This window comes from Actinoplanes sp. NPDC024001, from assembly GCF_040638955.1.
In the GTDB taxonomy this organism is placed as follows: Bacteria; Actinomycetota; Actinomycetes; order Mycobacteriales; family Micromonosporaceae; genus Actinoplanes.
The window spans coordinates 1-14,069 of record NZ_JBEZZB010000221.1 but is presented as its reverse complement, the minus strand read 5'-3'; the positions used below and the strand labels follow the sequence as shown (position 1 = coordinate 14,069).

Genomic DNA, 14,069 nt, shown 5'->3' with positions numbered 1-14,069 from the left:
GCCGGTGGCCGCAGGGGTGAACGTGCTGGTCCGGGAACCGGAGCTGCGGGAACAGCAGGGCTGCCGGTGCGGGTGGTGCCCGGCGACTTCACCACGGCGCGGGGGCGCGCGGCGGCCCGGATCGTGCTGCGCCGCTGGCCGGACACCGACGCGATCGCCGCGGTCAGCGACGCCACCGCGCTCGGGGTGCTGCAGGCGCTGGCCGAGGCCGGGGTCCGGGTTCCGGCCGATGTCGCGGTGACCGGGTTCGACGACATCCCGCTCGCCGCCGCGACGAACCCTGGCCTGTCCACCGCCACGCACCCGGTCGAGCTGATCGCGGTCGCCGCCACCCGCGCCGCCCTCGGCGCCCCGGAGCGCGGCCGCCTCTTCCCCAGCCGGCCGGTCCTGCGCGCCACCGCCTGACCACCGCATCAGCCCGGCGGTCGCGCTACGGCCGGAAGTGGCTGCTCAGCTCGCGGCTCTGTCGTACGACTCCTGGGTTTGATAGAGGGCGACCAGCTCGGCGCCGATGCGGGCGAGCTCGGCGCGCACCGCGGGGGGTTCCTCGACCTGGACGGCCGAACCCCAGCCGGAGAGCGTGCGCGCGATGTCGCGCGGCGTCGGCGCGCCGACGCGGACGCGCGCGCGGCCGCCGTCGGCCGCGACCACCTCGCAGTGCCGGCCGAAATGCCCGCGCAGCACCCAGACGAACCGCTCGTCGATCAGCAGCGTCGCCCAGGTGCCGGCCCGTTTCTCCTCGACCTCGCCGACCACCTGCCGCCACGCCTCGTCGAGGACGAAGTCCGCCGGGCGCTCGAAGCTCTGCTCGGTGACGGCGACCGACGTCATCCGGTCGACGCGGAACGTGCGGCGGCCGCGGTCGGTGCCGGCGATCAGGTACCAGACGTCGTTCTTGTCGACCAGGCCCCACGGGTCGGCCTCGCGGTCGGCGTCGCGGTAGCGGAAACGGATCCGGCGCTGCCGGACCACCGCGTCCTGCAGCCGGCTCACGCCGGGCGGCCGGTCGCGGTCGAGCTCACCCCAGCCGGCCGGGTCGACCAGGGTCGCGGCGGCAGCGGCCTGCGCCCCGGTGCGGAACGGCGCCGGCAGCGCCCGGAGCAGTTTGCGCAGCGCCGCTTTCGCCTCGGCCGAGCCGGTGGCGGCCGGGCCGAGCAGCAGGAACAGCGCCTGCGCCTCGGTGGCGGACAGGCCGCTCAGGTCGGTCCGCGCGCCGCCCACCAGGGACCATCCGCCGTGCCGGCCGGGCTGCGGATAGACCGGGACGCCGGCAGTGGAGAGCGCCTCCAGGTCGCGGCGGGCGGTCGCCACCGACACCTCCAGCTCGGCGGCGAGCTCGGCGGCGGTGACCCGGCCACGGGACTGCATCAGCAGCAGGACGGCGACGAGACGGTCGGCACGCATCCCGTCAGGATAAGTGCTCAGAAGGTGAGCACTTAAGCCGCGAGGATTGTCAGCATGATGCTTCGAGGACTCACCACCGTCACGTTCTTCGCCGACGACATGGCGGCGGCCACCGCCTGGTACACGAAGGTGTTCGGGATCGAGCCGTACTTCAACAAGGAGAACGCCTACATCGAGTGGCGGGTCGGCGACTACCAGCACGAGTTCGGCCTGCTGGATAGCCGGTTCGCCCCGCACACCCCGGGCCGGGGCGCGGTCATCTACTGGGCCGTCGACGACGTCGAGGCCGCGTACCGGCGGCTGCTCGAGCTGGGCGCGCAGCCGCACGAGAAGCCGACCGAGCGCGGGCCGGGCTACGTCACGGCGTCGGTGTACGACCCCTTCGGCAACATCCTCGGGGTCATGTTCAACCAGCACTACCTGGATGTTTGCGCTGGAAACGGTTCCACCGCATAGCCTCGGCGCGTGCCTGAGATCCGCCAGTACCGGCCCGCCGACCGGACCGCCCTCTACGACATCTGCGTGCGCACCGCCGACGCCGGCGGTGACGCGCGCGGGCAGTACTCCACCGACGAGCTGATGGGCGACCTGTTCGCCGGCCCGTACGCGTACCTGGAACCGCACCTGGCTTTCGTGCTGGACGACGGCGGCGAGGCGGTGGGCTACGTGGTCGGTACGGCGGAGACGGCCGCCTTCGCCCGCCGGTACCGCGAGGAGTGGATCCCGCTGCTCGGCGACCGCTATCCGGTGCCGCCTGCCTCGGGGCGCACCCCGGAGCAGGACATGGTGGCCCTGCACCACAACCCGGAGCGAATGCTGGTGCCGGGCCTCGAGGTCTATCCGGCCCACCTGCACATCGACCTGCTCCCGCCGTATCAGGGGCACGGCTGGGGCCGGCGGCTCATCGAGCGGTTTCTCGCCACGGTCGACGCTCCCGGCGTCCACGTCGGGATGGTCACCGCGAACGTGAAGGCGCGCGGGTTCTACGACCGGCTCGGCTTCACCGTGCTGCCGGTGCCGGACCCGGGTCCGCTCACCTACCTCGGCATCAGGGTGTGACGCATCTTGTACGATCGTACTTGTACATTCGTACAAGACTGATCGAGGGTGTTAGCAGTGCCGTACGTCTACCTGTTCACCGCCATCGCCGCCGAGCTCTTCGCGACCAGCCTGATGAAGGCGACCGAGGGCTTCACCCGGCTCTGGCCCAGCCTCGCCGTCATCGCCGGTTACGGGATCTCCTTCGTGCTGCTCGCGCAGGCGGTGAAGGGCATCCAGGTCGGCGTCGCCTACGCCATCTGGTCCGCGGTCGGCACCGCCGCGATCGTGGTCATCGGCGCGCTCTTCCTTGACGAGCCGTTCACCACCGTTAAGGTGGCCGGGGTCTCGCTCATCATCGCCGGAGTCGTCATGCTGAACCTGAACAGCGGGACGGCCCATTGACCGGCCGCCGCCCGCAACGCGCCCGCGATCCGCAGGCGCGCCGCGCCGCCCTCGCCGCCGCCACCATGGAGGTCATCGCCGAGGCCGGCGTCGGCCGCACCACGCACCGGGCCGTCGCTGCCCGAGCGGGGCTGCCGCTCGGCGCGACCACCTACTACTTCCCCACCCTCGACGACCTGATCGCCGCGGGCCTGCGGCACGCCGTCACCATGCTCCAGACCGACCTGGACGACTGGGCGGAGCGGCTGCGGGCGGCGCCGGACCTGCCCGAGGCGCTCACCGAGCTGGTCCGGGAGTATCTGGGCGACCGCCGCCAGGTCCGGCTGGAGTACGAGCTGTGCCTGGCCGCCGCCCGCGACGAGGCGCTGCGGCCACTCGCCGAGGTGTGGATGCGCGGGCTGCCCGAGGTGCTGGAGCCCTATGTCGGGGCGGCCGCCGGCCGGGACATCTCGGCGCTGCTCGACGGGATCATCCTGCTCGCGCTGGTCACCGAGTCCGAGCTGGACGCGGCCGGGCTGACCGCCGCGATCCGCCGGCTCGCCACGCCCTGACGGCGGGACTTCCGGCCCTGGATCACCGGCCGTGCGGCGGCATAGGTTGCGACCGTGCAAACGGCCACACTCCGCCCCGCCCGCCGCCGGTACGTGCCACCGCAGCACGGAGCGTGGGCGATGCTGCTCGTCCCGTATCTGGCCGGGCTGCTGGCCGCCGGGTTCCGCCGGCCGGACGTGCCGCTGCTCGGCGCCTGGCTGGCCGGTTACCTCTTCTCCTACTTCGCGTTCCAGGCGGTGAAGACCCGCCGGCCCGGGCGGTTCCGCCCGCAGCTGCTGCTCTACGGGACGGCCACCGCGGTCCTCGCCGCCCCGGTCCTGTGGGTGTGCCCGCGGCTGCTGTGGTTCGCGCCCGCCTACGCGCTGCTGCTCGCCGTCAACACCTGGTTCGCACTGCGGCGCGACGAACGGGCCCTGCTCAACGACCTGGCCTCGGTGGTGCAGAGCTGCCTGATGATCCCGGTCGTGGCGGTCGTCGCCGGGGTGCCGCCGCAGCGGGTGCTCGAGCCGTTCCTGATCGTGCTGCTCTACTTCACCGGAACCGTGTTCTACGTGAAGACCATGATCCGGGAACGGGGCGTCCCCGCGTACCGCCGGGCCTCAATCGCATTCCACCTGCTGGCGCTCGCCGTGGCGAGCCTGCTCGGCGCCCTGCCCGCGCTGGTTTTCGCCGTGCTGCTGGCGCGCGCCTGGCTGCTGCCGGGCCGGCCGCTGACCCCTAAGCAGGTGGGCCTGCTGGAGATCGGGGCGAGCGTCCTGGTGCTGGTGGCGGCCGCCGCGTAGAACCTAGGGATGGACGACGCGCTCCGGACCATGGTGGACGATCTGTACGCGTAGGGCCTGGCCTTCGACGCCGCCGAACCGGACCGCCTGCGCCGGCGCCGCAACCTGGAGCCGGACGCCGCGGTGCTGCTCACGCTGGTGCTGCGGATCGCCCGGGCCCGGACGGTCGTGGAGATCGGCACCGCCAACGGGTTCTCGGCGACCTGGCTGGCCGACGCGGTCCGCGACACCGGCGGCCACCTGACCAGCGTCGACGTCGAGCCGCCCACCGAGGCCGTGGTCAACCGAGTCGCTGGCCGGCGCCACCGTCCCGGTCGGCAAGGGCCTGCACCTGGCCTGGCGCCGGCCGTGACCGGTCAGGGGGCCGACAGCAGCGCGCGGATCCCGGCCACGTAACGCTCGCGGTCGACCTCGCCGACCAGGACACGCTGCAGGATGTAGCCCTGGATGAGACCGAACAGGGCGGCGCCGACGCCCTGCGGGTCGGCGTCGGCCGGGAGCTGCCCGGAGGCGCGGGCGCCCTCGGCCATCGCCACGGCGCGGCTGCGGACGCGCCCGTAGATCTCCGCGACGACGGCGGCGACCTCGGCGTCGTGCACCGCCTCACCCCAGACCTGCACGGCGATGCGCACCGTCCCGCCCTCCACCATGTAGGTCTCGATGATCTCCAGGATGTGGTCCAGGATGACCGGGATCGGCGGCATCGGGTCGCGGGCCATCAGCTCGTCCAGCGCCGAGGTGACCTCACCGATCTTGGTTCCGGCGATCGCGGTGATCAGCTCGTTCTTGCTCTTGAAGTACCGGTAGAAGGCGCCGACCGAGAGTCCGGCCTCCTTGATGACGTCCTGCATCGACGTCTGGTGGAAGCCGTTGCGTGCGAAGCAGAGCGCCGCCGCGTCGAGGATCTGCTGCCGGCGGGCGGCCAGGTGCGCTTCGGAGACTCTGGGCATGCACCAACTGTAAAACGAACGCTCGTTCTTGACGAGATACCGGGGACGGGTCCATGCTTCCCTCAAAGAGAATGAGCGTTCGTTTTTAGGAGAGCGTCATGCAAGCCAAGTTCCGTCCGCTCGCCATCGCCGCCGCGATCGTCCTGGTCCAGGCCGCCCTGGTCGCGTTCTTCGCCTGGCCGTCGCTGCGCACCGCACCCCGTGACCTGCCGGTCGTCGTCACCGGCCCGGCGGGCGCCGCGGTCGCCGCCGAGCTGCGGCAGAAGGTGCCCGGCGGCTTCGAGATCACCACGGTCGCCGATCCGGCCGCCGCAGACCGGGCGCTGCGTGACCGGGAGGCCTACGCGGCCTTCGTCACCGGCCCCACCGGTGTCACCCTGCACGTCGCCTCGGCCGCCTCGCCGGCCGTGGCGTCCCTGCTCACCCAGCAGGCGCAGGGCGCGGTCGTCGATGTCGTCCCGGTCGACGCCGACGACCCGCGCGGCTCCGGACTGGCGTCGGCGTTCCTGCCGATCGTGCTCACCAGCATGGTCGCCGGCATCGTGCTCACCCTGACCGTCGCGTCGCGCACCGGGCGGCTGGCCGGGGTGGCCGCCTACGCCACGCTGGCCGGCCTCGCCGGTGCGTGGGTGCTGCACCAGGGCTACGACATCCTGCCCGGTGACTACCTGGCCTCCGCCGGGGCGCTGGCGCTGCTCGCCCTCGCCGTCTCGGCCACCCTCGCCGGGCTCGGGACCGCCCTCGGCCAGGCCGGTCTGGGGGTCGGTGCGCTGCTGGTCTTTCTGGTCGGCAACCCGCTCTCCGCGGTGGCGTCCGCGCCCGAGCTGCTCCCCCAGCCCTGGGGTGCGATCGGTCAGCTGCTGCCGCCGGGGGCGGGGGCCACGCTGCTGCGCTCGGCCGCGTACTTCGACGGCGCCGGCGGCGCGGCGGCCGCGTGGACGCTGACCGCGTGGGCGGCGGTGGGGCTGCTCCTGCTGGCGGCCCCGATGCGCCGCCGCCCGGCCGCGACGCCGGAGCCGGCCGACGAGACGCCGGCCCTGGCGCCCGCCGACGCCTGACCACGACCGTGGGTATTTCGGGCGTTATGCGCGCCCGACATTCCCACACAGCCCGGCACCGTGGGGACGTCGGGCGCCAGCCGCGCCTGAAGTCCCCACGCTGGTCAGGCCCACTGTTTGCGGGCGGCCACCCAGCCCAGCTGGACTCGGGTGTCCACGCCCGCCTTGCCCATCAGCTGCCGGATCCGCCGGTGCAGCGTCCGCGCCGACATCCCCAGCTGCCCGGCGATCGCCTGATCGGTCAGCCCGGACAGCAGCAGCGCGAGCACCCGCCGGTCCAGCTCGTCCAGATCCCCCGGCCGCGACTCCACCAGGTCGTCCGTGCCCGGCCCGGCGAGCAGCGGATATCCCCGCTCCCACTCGGACTCGAAATAGGAGATCAGCACCGAGAGCAGCCCGCTGCGGTGGATCAGCAGGGACGCCGGCGAGTCGTCACGATCGCCGTGCAGCGGGAGCAGCGCCGTCTCGTCGTCCACGATCATCATCTTCACCGGGACGGCGTCCACCACCCGGATCTGCTGGCCGGCGGCGAGGCTCGCGCGTACATCGGCGGCCATCTCCGGCCCGGCCAGCGCGCGCCGGTCGAGCAGTGCGCGATAGCGCACGCCGCGGCGCAGCGCGGCGCGCTCGGCGTGATTCTGGCGGTGCGGCACCACCCGGAGATCGGGTACGACCATCGACCGCACCTCGTCCCGTGCCGCCTCCTGGATCTGGAAGAACCGCCGCCGCACCGCCTGCCCGTCGCTGATCACCTCGATGACGCCGGACGGCAGCCCGGCCGTGCGGTACTGCTCGGCCAGCGCCGCCACGGCCAGCTCGGCGTCGCGCAGGTCGGCCTGACGCCGGCGCACCAGCGCCCCGAGTGACACCGACGGTGGCGCCGGCACGTAACCGGGGTCGCCGCCGGAGGCCAGGCCCCGCTCGGTCAGCGCGGCCAGCACCACGGTCACCTCGGCGGCGGACCGGCCGGTCGCCTCGGCCAGCTCCGCGACCCCGGCCGTGCGCAGCGCCACCAGGTGCCGGTAGACGTCCTCCTCCGCGGCGCAGAGACCGATCGGTTCCAGCATGGACGGCTCACCTCGCGGCGAGGATAGGCCGTCCCCCGGACCGCGCGGCTCATCCTCCGGTGACGAGAAAGCGGCAGAGGCGGCCCCGGAAGGGGGGTTCATCCAGGGCCGCCTGCCTCGCCCCGCGCCTACGGGCGTGACCCGTAGGCGCGGGTGATCTCCTGGCGGACGGCGTCGCCGGCCGTGTCCCGGGCGGCCGCCGGCAGCGAGACGAGCCCGCTGCGGGGGGCCGTGCGGGTGGCGGCCCACCCGGTTGCGGCCGGCGTCACCGGCACCCTTCGCCAGGAGCTCCCGGAGCCGGCACCCGGCGGAACGGCGGGTGCGGCGACGGCCGTGGCGAGAGTGTGCCGGGCACGCCGCCGAGCAGAGATCAACGAGGGCATGCCGAGTGTCCTACCGGGACACCACCGGCCGAGAAAGAGGTTCACGCTGGCTGATCACTGCCATGGCAGTGATCAGCCAGTCAGCGGGCCAGGCGCAACCGGCCGGCCTGATAGGCGACGACGCCGGCCGGGTCCAGCTCATAGGTGGTGGCGGGCCCGTCCCCGGTGACCCGCAGCCGGTTCGGCCCGACCAGGTGATAGGTCGTCGTGCCGGCGACCACGGTGAGCGACGGCAGCTGCACCCGGACCGAGGGCACGGTGACGGCGCCGGTCTCCCCGGTGAGGCCGAGGCGGCGGGCCGCCCAGGTGACGAAGATCGGCGAGTCGGCGAGGCGGATCACCGCGTCGGCGGCGAGCTCGGACGGCTCGGGCGCGCCCGGCGCGGGCAGCCCCGCGTCACCGGACTCCTCGGCGTGGCAGGCCCACTCCTCGGCGGCGCGGCGCAGCCGCAGGCTGCGGCTCCAGCCGCTGCCCCGGCAGGTGACGCTCAGCTCCCGGACCACGGCGCCGTCGGCGAGCTCGGCGTGCCACTCCATGGCGTACGGCGTGGCGCCGTGCACGACGGCGGTGCCGCTGCCGCCGGGGAACACCAGTTCGGTGCCGACCACGTCGGTACGCTGCCAGGCCAGTGGCCCGGCGGGCACCGCCGCGAGCCGGTCCGCCGGGCGGGTCCCGGTCCGGCCGACCATGGTCTCGGCCATCTTCGCCTCCTTCTGCCGCCGCGCCGGATTCCCATCGTGGCATCCGGCAAACGAGGATGCCGACAATACGCCCGATAGGGGGTAGGGCGGTCACCGGCGTCCGGCAGCGATCAGCGCCTGCGGCGCGGCGACCTTCATCCGGGTGTTGAGCCAGGCCAGCTGCCGGGACGTCTCGGCGCTGCAGTGCCGGGCCGCCTCGATCAGCTCGGCGTCGCGCAGCCCCTGCGCGGCCTGCAGGACGACCGTCCAGGTGGTCTGCACCAGGGTGCCGAGCACGTGCAGGTCCTGCAGGTCGCGCAGCAGCCCGACCGGGCCCTCGCGGACCTCGGCGAGACCGTCGGCGTGCAGGCGTTCCGGCTCCTCCACGTCCGCGCCGTGGTGCTGCTCGCCGTAGCGGTCGACGACCGGGGTCAGCCGCCGCACGTGCTCGTCGCTCATGCCGGCGAGCAGCTCGCAGGTCAGCCGGACGTCGGGATGCCCGGCGTGGCCCTGCCCGACGACCCGGAACGACTCGGCGAGGGTCCGCTCGGCGTGATGCACGAGGCCCAGATAGATCACGAGTTGCATGGCACCACCCGACAGGCAGCGGTCTTGAAGGTCGGTTGCTTGGAGACCGGGTCCCAGACGGTCACGGTCAGTTCGTTCGCCTCGCCGTAGTGGAACGGGACGAACACGGTTCCCTCGGGCACCCGGGTGATCCGGGCGGGCAGCTCCACGGCGCCGCGCGGGGTCTCCACCCGTACCCGATCGCCCTCGTGGATGCCGAGCTTGACCGCATCGGTCTCGGAGAGCTCGGCCCAGGCCCGCGGCGCGGCCGCGTCCAGCGGCCGCGACCGGCCGGTCTTGGTCCGGGTGTGGAACTGGTGGACGGTCCGCCCGGTGGTGTAGAGCAGCGGATACTCGTCCGACGGCGTCTCCGGCGCCGGCCGGTAGGGCGCGCCCTTCAGGAAGGCGCGGCCGTCCGGCCGCCGCGCGCGGTGCTCCTGCTCGGTGACCGTCGCGCCGGTCAGCAGATCATGACCGTACGTCTCGCAGTACCCGGTCGCGCTCGGGAACCGGCCCTCGGTGTAGAGCCGCTCCCCGCCCCAGCGGATGCCGGTCGGGCCGCGCAGCCTCTCGTAGGTCAGCTCGGTGTAGTCGGCCGGCCGCCCCCGGCTCACCTCCCGCCACGCCTCGAACGCCTGCTCCGGCGTCCGCCACGTGATCAGCGGCTGCCCGGCGGCGTCCCGGAAGTCCATCGCGTCCGCGTAGGCCAGGAAGATCTCGAAGTCGCTGCGGGCCTCGCCCGGCGGCGCGACCGCCTGCTCGGAGAGGTGGACGGTGCGGTCGGCGTTGGTGAAGGTGCCGGTCTTCTCCCCCCACCCGGCGGCCGGCAGCACCACGTCGGCCAGCTCGGCCGTCTCGGTCCGGAAGAGGTCCTGGACGACGACGAAGCACTGGTCGCCGCCGAGGATGCGGCGGATCCGCGCGGACTCCGGCAGCGACACCGCCGGGTTGGTCGCCGAGATCCAGAGCAGGCCGATGCTGCCCTCCCGGGCGTACTCGAAGATCTGCATGGCGTGGGTCGGCTCGGCCCAGTGCGGGACGACCAGCGGGTCCACGTTCCAGATCCGGGCCAGCTCGGCGATGTGCTCCTCGTTGTCCCAGTTGCGGAAGCCGGGCAGGTCGCCGTCAGCGCCGCACTCCCGGTTGTTCTGCGCGGTGGGCTGGCCGTTCATCTGCAGGATCCCGGCGCCGGGCCGGCCGATCATGCCGCGCAGCAGGTGCAGGTTGTTCACCGCGACCGCCGACGCGGTGGCCTGATGCGACTGGTAGAAGCCCTGCAGCACGGTGGAGAGCACCCGCTGCGAGGTGCCGAAGAGCCGGGCCGCCCGGCGCAGGTCCGCGGGGTCCACCTCGCAGATCCGCGCGACCTCATCCGGCGTGTACGGCTCGACGATCCCGCGCAGCTCGTCCAGCCCGAGCGTGTGCTCGCCGGCCCACGCCTCGTCCACCCAGCCACCCGCGAACAACTCCCTGGTCAGGCCGTTCATCAGGGCGAGGTTGGTGCCGACGCGCGGGGTCAGGTGCACGGTGGCCTCGGCGGCCACGGCGGTGCGGCGCGGGTCCACGCAGACCAGCGCGGGCGGGTTCGGGCCGCGGAGCCGATCGAGGACCCGGGACCAGAGGACCGTCTGGGTCTCCGCCATGTTGTGGCCGTACAGGAAGAGCGCGTCGCAGTGCTCGATGTCGTCGTAGCAGCCGGGCTGCCCGTCCGCGCCGAACGACTCCTTCAGCGAGGCGGCCGCTGTCGGTGGCGCGGCCGCGGACGCCGACCATCCGCCCGTCCTTGACCGCGATGTCGCAGCCGCATCCGTTGCTGCACAGCACGCAGGCGCTCGGCACCCAGCGGTCCACGTCGGCCTCGGTCAGCCCGTCGTCCAGCTGCAGGTCGACGCGCTCCGGCCACGGTGTGCCCGCGTCGTGCGGGGTGCGCGTACCCCAGATGTCGGTGATCCGGTCCACGGCGTCCCGCATTCCCCGCCGGGTGGGCTCTCAACCGGGTTGCCCGGTACCGCCATCATGGACCGCATGAGTGATCTTGAAGGACTGACCCGGCAGGCCGTGGCGAAACTGGCTCCGGGCCGCAACGGCGTGGTGGTCGCCGCCATCGCCGGCGACACCGTCGAGATCCAGGGCAGCGGCGGGCTCGGCGCGGCCACCCGCTTCGAGATCGGCTCGGTCAGCAAGGTGTTCACCTCGCTCGCCCTGGCCCGACTCACCGTCGCCGGGGTGACCAGCCTGGACGAGCCGCTGCGCGACCTGCTGCCGGCCGGCCTGGACGTGCCGTCCCGCGACGGCCAGGAGATCACCCTGCGGCACCTGGCGACCCACACCTCCGGGCTGTCACGGCTGCCCACCGGGATGCTGCTCGGCGCGATCCTGCGTCCCACCCGCCCCGACCCGTACGCGCACTGCACCGAGGACTACCTGCTCGGCGCGCTGAGCCGGGCCAAGCTCGGCGCGGTGCCGGGCCGCCGGTTCCGCTACTCCAACTTCGGCGCCGGCCTGCTCGGCCTCGCCCTCGCACGCCGCGCCGGCCTCGGCTTCGACGCGCTCATCAGCCGCGAGATCGGCACGCCATTGGGCCTGACCGGTACGGGCACCGGCGGCCCGACCACCCAGGGGCACCGCAGGAACGGGCGGCCGGAGGCCCCGTGGCATCTCGCCGATCTGGCCGGGGCCGGCGGGCTCCGGTCCACCGCCACCGACCTGGTCGCCTTCGTCCGCGCGCACCTCGCCGGCGACGGCGAGCTGGCCCCGGCGATCCGGCTGGCGCTGGAGACCGAGCACCGGGTCAACCCGTTCCTGACCGCCCGGCTCGGCTGGATGGCCCAGCGCCTGCACGCCAAGCAGGGCGGCCACCTGCAGATCTTCCACAACGGCGCGACCGGTGGGTTCTTCTCGTTCACCGGTTTCGACCCGGAGACCGGCGTCGGCGTGGTGGTGCTCAGCGACACCCAGCGCTCGGTGGACGCGCCCGCGTTCGAGCTGCTCCGCGGCCTGCAGTCAGGCGTGTGACAGGCGGCGCAGCGCGGAGACGTACCGATTCGTCGCCAGCTCCTGGACCAGGACCGTCACCGGGCCGCCGGCCCGGGCCAGCAGGGTGGCCGGGCGGGAGAAGGCGGTGATCCGGAACCGCACCCGCCCGGAATCGGTCAGGTGGACGGCGAAGGCCTCCTCGCCCCGCTCCGGATGCCCGGGCAGGGTGCCGTAGGCGAAGCCGCGCAGCCGCGGCTGCTCCAGCCGGTACACGACCCGGCAGGGGATCCGCAGACTCAGCGGTCCCCGGCCGAGCCGCAGCACCACGAGGGCGCCCGGGGTGGCCTCCGGCGCGGAGCCGGGCGCCACGGTCAGGCCGGCCGCGCGGTGCATCCGCCAGCTCAGCAGGGCGGCCGCGGCCCGCTCGAACACCGCCTCACCCGCCCCGATCACGACGTCGCGCCGGACGTGCCGGTAGCCGGCCGGCAGCGGCGCGTCGCGGGTGGCGCCGACCTCCGGGTAGGTGAAGCTCATCGCCTGATTGTGCGGCCTGCGGCGGCTTCTCACTCGCGGCCGGCGGTGACCGGCGCCGGCGAGGTGTAGACCGGTGGCGTGACCGGGTCGGGCACCGGTGGCAGATCGTCCTCACCGAACAGGAAGTCGCCGATCTGCTCGAACACGCCCTCCTCCTGCTGGCGGCGCTGCCACTCGCGGGCCTTCTCGCGGCGCTCCTGCTCCTCGCGGGCCAGCCGGCTCAGCTCGTCCACCTGGTTGGCCGCCTGGCGCATCGCGGCCGCCAGGCGCCGCGCGTCATCGCCGCAGATCCGCATCCGGCCGGCGAACTGGCGCGCGTAGACCCCGCGCCACTCGGCCGCCGCCACGTTCGCCACCGCGGTGCGCCGCGGGATCTGGCCCTCGCACTCGGCCGCGCTCGCCCGCAACTCGGCGGCCAGCCGGTTGGCGGCGCCCCAGTCGAACGGCACGTCTTCGGAAATCCCCCGTAGATCGACCATCGCCATCCTCTTATTGGCAAGCGATTGCGATGATAGGCGTGTGGTGCCGACAATGGCAGTCCGAGAAAGGGAGTGAACAGATGGCGGCACGCGTACTCTCGACGGACCAGGCGAAAACGTCGATCCAGCAGGTTCAGGCGATCATCAACGGAGGTCTCACCGACCAGATCTCGCAGCTGGACGCACAGGGAAAGATGTTGTCCAACCCGGACGTATGGGACGGTCCGCTGGCTCAGCAGTTCCGGGATCAGACCTGGCCGGAGACGAAGGCCGCGCTGGACAAGGCCAAGCAGGAATTGGATCAATTGCGCGAGCAGCTGCAGAAGATCGCGCAGAACATCATGACCGCCGGTGGCGGTTACTGATCAATTTCGCGGCGGCGGCGACGCCGCCTTTCACCCGAAGATCAATTTCGAAGGGTACGGGGATGGCCGATCAGGAGCCGCTCGGGCGCGAATATCTGCTGCACGAGGAGATCGGCCGCGGCGCGGTGGCGGTGGTCCGGCGGGCGACCAGCCGGAACGGCGGGCCGCCGCTGGCCGCGAAACTGTTGCGCCCCGAGCTCGCGGCCGACCGGCGGGTCCGTGAGCTGTTCCTGCGCGAGGAGGCGGCGCTGCGCGACCTGGACCATCCGTCCGTGGTCAAGCTGCGCGACCTGATCGTCGAGGGCGGCACCCTGGCGCTGCTCATGGAGTTCGTGGACGGGCCCAACCTGCGCCGCTACCTGTCGCACCACGACGGGCGGCTCGACCCGGCCGAGGCCGCCGCGATCACCGCCCAGGCCGCCGGCGCCCTGGCCGCGGCGCACGCGCAGGGCATCGTCCACCTCGACCTCAAGCCGGAGAACGTGCTGGTGGCGCGGGGTTCCCACCCGCCGGACGTGCGGATCACCGACTTCGGCGTGGCGGTGCTGCTGCACGACGCCGACCGGGGCGCGGTCGGCGGCACACCGGGTTACACCGCTCCCGAGATCTTCACCGGCGCGGCGCCGACGGCCGCGGCCGATGTGTGGTCGCTCGGGGTGCTGCTGGTCGAGATGATCACCGGCAACCCGCGCGGGGCGCCGGAGGAGCTACCCGCGCCGCTGAACGTGGTGGCCCGGGACTGCCTGGGCGCCGATCCGCGGCACCGGCCGACGGCCCGGCGGGTGGCCGCCTACCTGCGGCAGCTGGCCGCGGCGGGGCCGCACGCCAT

At 73.4% G+C, this 14,069-nt stretch carries 20 protein-coding genes and 1 pseudogene; 11 read left to right on the top strand and 10 right to left on the bottom strand.

Going from position 1 to position 14,069, the window contains the following annotated elements; genetic code table 11:
• A partial coding sequence (locus AB0F81_RS46310) for a substrate-binding domain-containing protein (RefSeq protein ID WP_360209931.1) occupies window positions 1-405 on the top strand: 405 nt, incomplete at its 5' end.
• Window positions 406-450: 45 nt separating this feature from the next.
• Here AB0F81_RS46310 and AB0F81_RS46305 read toward each other — a convergent pair.
• A complete protein-coding gene (locus AB0F81_RS46305) occupies window positions 451-1,404 on the bottom strand; it encodes a WYL domain-containing protein (protein ID WP_360209929.1) in 954 nt (317 codons plus the stop codon).
• A gap of 54 nt (window positions 1,405-1,458) precedes the next feature.
• On the opposite strand from AB0F81_RS46305, the gene AB0F81_RS46300 reads away from it, so the two are divergent.
• From AB0F81_RS46300 to AB0F81_RS46275, 6 genes are read left to right on the top strand one after another with little or no spacing between them, the layout of a single operon-like run.
• On the top strand, window positions 1,459-1,860 hold the full coding sequence (locus AB0F81_RS46300) for a VOC family protein (protein ID WP_360209927.1): 402 nt from the start codon (window positions 1,459-1,461) through the stop codon (window positions 1,858-1,860).
• 9 nt (window positions 1,861-1,869) lie between these two features.
• Window positions 1,870-2,463: a GNAT family N-acetyltransferase gene (locus tag AB0F81_RS46295; protein WP_360209925.1), complete on the top strand. Its 594-nt coding sequence runs from the start codon at window positions 1,870-1,872 to the stop codon at window positions 2,461-2,463.
• Window positions 2,464-2,520: 57 nt separating this feature from the next.
• Window positions 2,521-2,847, top strand: a complete 327-nt coding sequence (locus tag AB0F81_RS46290; protein ID WP_360209923.1) for a multidrug efflux SMR transporter — start codon at window positions 2,521-2,523, stop codon at window positions 2,845-2,847.
• On the top strand, window positions 2,844-3,398 hold the full coding sequence (locus tag AB0F81_RS46285) for a TetR family transcriptional regulator (protein ID WP_360209921.1): 555 nt from the start codon (window positions 2,844-2,846) through the stop codon (window positions 3,396-3,398). The genes AB0F81_RS46290 and AB0F81_RS46285 overlap by 4 nt, the downstream gene beginning before the upstream one ends.
• 54 nt (window positions 3,399-3,452) lie before the next feature.
• Complete coding sequence (locus tag AB0F81_RS46280) at window positions 3,453-4,181, top strand: YwiC-like family protein (RefSeq protein ID WP_360209919.1); 729 nt, start codon at window positions 3,453-3,455, stop codon at window positions 4,179-4,181.
• A gap of 57 nt (window positions 4,182-4,238) precedes the next feature.
• Window positions 4,239-4,577, top strand: a complete 339-nt coding sequence (locus AB0F81_RS46275; protein ID WP_360209935.1) for a class I SAM-dependent methyltransferase — start codon at window positions 4,239-4,241, stop codon at window positions 4,575-4,577.
• Here AB0F81_RS46275 and AB0F81_RS46270 read toward each other — a convergent pair.
• Entirely contained in the window at window positions 4,538-5,131 is a 594-nt protein-coding gene (locus AB0F81_RS46270; protein WP_360209917.1) for a TetR/AcrR family transcriptional regulator, read from the bottom strand. The genes AB0F81_RS46275 and AB0F81_RS46270 overlap by 40 nt on opposite strands.
• 98 nt (window positions 5,132-5,229) lie before the next feature.
• Here AB0F81_RS46270 and AB0F81_RS46265 point away from each other — a divergent pair, with 98 nt between their 5' ends.
• Window positions 5,230-6,189: a hypothetical protein gene (locus AB0F81_RS46265; protein ID WP_360209915.1), complete on the top strand. Its 960-nt coding sequence runs from the start codon at window positions 5,230-5,232 to the stop codon at window positions 6,187-6,189.
• Window positions 6,190-6,293: 104 nt separating this feature from the next.
• Here the strand turns inward: AB0F81_RS46265 and AB0F81_RS46260 are convergent, their stop codons facing one another.
• The 6 genes and pseudogenes from AB0F81_RS46260 to AB0F81_RS46235 all read right to left on the bottom strand — a co-directional run.
• The gene (locus AB0F81_RS46260; RefSeq protein ID WP_360209913.1) at window positions 6,294-7,256 is read right to left on the bottom strand and encodes a winged helix-turn-helix transcriptional regulator; all 963 of its coding nucleotides are present in this window, start codon (window positions 7,254-7,256) and stop codon (window positions 6,294-6,296) included.
• 128 nt (window positions 7,257-7,384) lie between these two features.
• The gene (locus tag AB0F81_RS46255; protein WP_360209911.1) at window positions 7,385-7,639 is read right to left on the bottom strand and encodes a hypothetical protein; all 255 of its coding nucleotides are present in this window, start codon (window positions 7,637-7,639) and stop codon (window positions 7,385-7,387) included.
• 80 nt (window positions 7,640-7,719) lie between these two features.
• Window positions 7,720-8,340, bottom strand: a complete 621-nt coding sequence (locus AB0F81_RS46250) for a putative glycolipid-binding domain-containing protein (RefSeq protein WP_360209909.1) — start codon at window positions 8,338-8,340, stop codon at window positions 7,720-7,722.
• Between the two features lie 90 nt (window positions 8,341-8,430).
• A complete protein-coding gene (locus tag AB0F81_RS46245) occupies window positions 8,431-8,907 on the bottom strand; it encodes a hypothetical protein (RefSeq protein WP_360209907.1) in 477 nt (158 codons plus the stop codon).
• Window positions 8,895-10,544: a molybdopterin oxidoreductase family protein gene (locus AB0F81_RS46240; RefSeq protein ID WP_360209933.1), complete on the bottom strand. Its 1,650-nt coding sequence runs from the start codon at window positions 10,542-10,544 to the stop codon at window positions 8,895-8,897. The genes AB0F81_RS46245 and AB0F81_RS46240 overlap by 13 nt, the downstream gene beginning before the upstream one ends.
• Window positions 10,545-10,677: 133 nt before the next feature.
• A pseudogene (locus AB0F81_RS46235) lies at window positions 10,678-10,857 on the bottom strand (hypothetical protein); the annotation flags it as partial.
• A 54-nt stretch (window positions 10,858-10,911) separates the two neighbouring features.
• On the opposite strand from AB0F81_RS46235, the gene AB0F81_RS46230 reads away from it, so the two are divergent.
• The gene (locus AB0F81_RS46230) at window positions 10,912-11,901 is read left to right on the top strand and encodes a serine hydrolase domain-containing protein (RefSeq protein WP_360209905.1); all 990 of its coding nucleotides are present in this window, start codon (window positions 10,912-10,914) and stop codon (window positions 11,899-11,901) included.
• Here the strand turns inward: AB0F81_RS46230 and AB0F81_RS46225 are convergent.
• The gene (locus tag AB0F81_RS46225; protein ID WP_360209903.1) at window positions 11,890-12,396 is read right to left on the bottom strand and encodes a DUF1990 domain-containing protein; all 507 of its coding nucleotides are present in this window, start codon (window positions 12,394-12,396) and stop codon (window positions 11,890-11,892) included. The genes AB0F81_RS46230 and AB0F81_RS46225 overlap by 12 nt on opposite strands.
• A gap of 29 nt (window positions 12,397-12,425) precedes the next feature.
• Window positions 12,426-12,875 (bottom strand): hypothetical protein, encoded by a 450-nt coding sequence (locus AB0F81_RS46220; RefSeq protein WP_360209901.1) that lies wholly within the window; start codon window positions 12,873-12,875, stop codon window positions 12,426-12,428.
• Between the two features lie 80 nt (window positions 12,876-12,955).
• Between AB0F81_RS46220 and AB0F81_RS46215 the strand changes: the two genes are divergently transcribed.
• Both AB0F81_RS46215 and AB0F81_RS46210 read left to right on the top strand, forming a co-directional pair.
• Window positions 12,956-13,240 (top strand): pyrophosphorylase, encoded by a 285-nt coding sequence (locus AB0F81_RS46215; protein ID WP_360209899.1) that lies wholly within the window; start codon window positions 12,956-12,958, stop codon window positions 13,238-13,240.
• Between the two features lie 62 nt (window positions 13,241-13,302).
• Window positions 13,303-14,069: serine/threonine-protein kinase (locus AB0F81_RS46210; RefSeq protein ID WP_360209897.1), on the top strand; the 767-nt coding region annotated here is incomplete at its 3' end.

Coding starts and splice junctions, on each gene's coding strand:
- AB0F81_RS46305 (WP_360209929.1), bottom strand. CDS start 1,404: ATGCGTGCCGACCGTCTCGTCGCCGTCCTGCTGCTGATGCAGTCCCGT.
- AB0F81_RS46300 (WP_360209927.1), top strand. CDS start 1,459: ATGATGCTTCGAGGACTCACCACCGTCACGTTCTTCGCCGACGACATG.
- AB0F81_RS46270 (WP_360209917.1), bottom strand. CDS start 5,131: ATGCCCAGAGTCTCCGAAGCGCACCTGGCCGCCCGCCGGCAGCAGATC.
- AB0F81_RS46265 (WP_360209915.1), top strand. CDS start 5,230: ATGCAAGCCAAGTTCCGTCCGCTCGCCATCGCCGCCGCGATCGTCCTG.
- AB0F81_RS46260 (WP_360209913.1), bottom strand. CDS start 7,256: ATGCTGGAACCGATCGGTCTCTGCGCCGCGGAGGAGGACGTCTACCGG.
- AB0F81_RS46255 (WP_360209911.1), bottom strand. CDS start 7,639: ATGCCCTCGTTGATCTCTGCTCGGCGGCGTGCCCGGCACACTCTCGCC.
- AB0F81_RS46250 (WP_360209909.1), bottom strand. CDS start 8,340: ATGGCCGAGACCATGGTCGGCCGGACCGGGACCCGCCCGGCGGACCGG.
- AB0F81_RS46245 (WP_360209907.1), bottom strand. CDS start 8,907: ATGCAACTCGTGATCTATCTGGGCCTCGTGCATCACGCCGAGCGGACC.
- AB0F81_RS46230 (WP_360209905.1), top strand. CDS start 10,912: ATGAGTGATCTTGAAGGACTGACCCGGCAGGCCGTGGCGAAACTGGCT.
- AB0F81_RS46225 (WP_360209903.1), bottom strand. CDS start 12,396: ATGAGCTTCACCTACCCGGAGGTCGGCGCCACCCGCGACGCGCCGCTG.
- AB0F81_RS46220 (WP_360209901.1), bottom strand. CDS start 12,875: ATGGTCGATCTACGGGGGATTTCCGAAGACGTGCCGTTCGACTGGGGC.
- AB0F81_RS46215 (WP_360209899.1), top strand. CDS start 12,956: ATGGCGGCACGCGTACTCTCGACGGACCAGGCGAAAACGTCGATCCAG.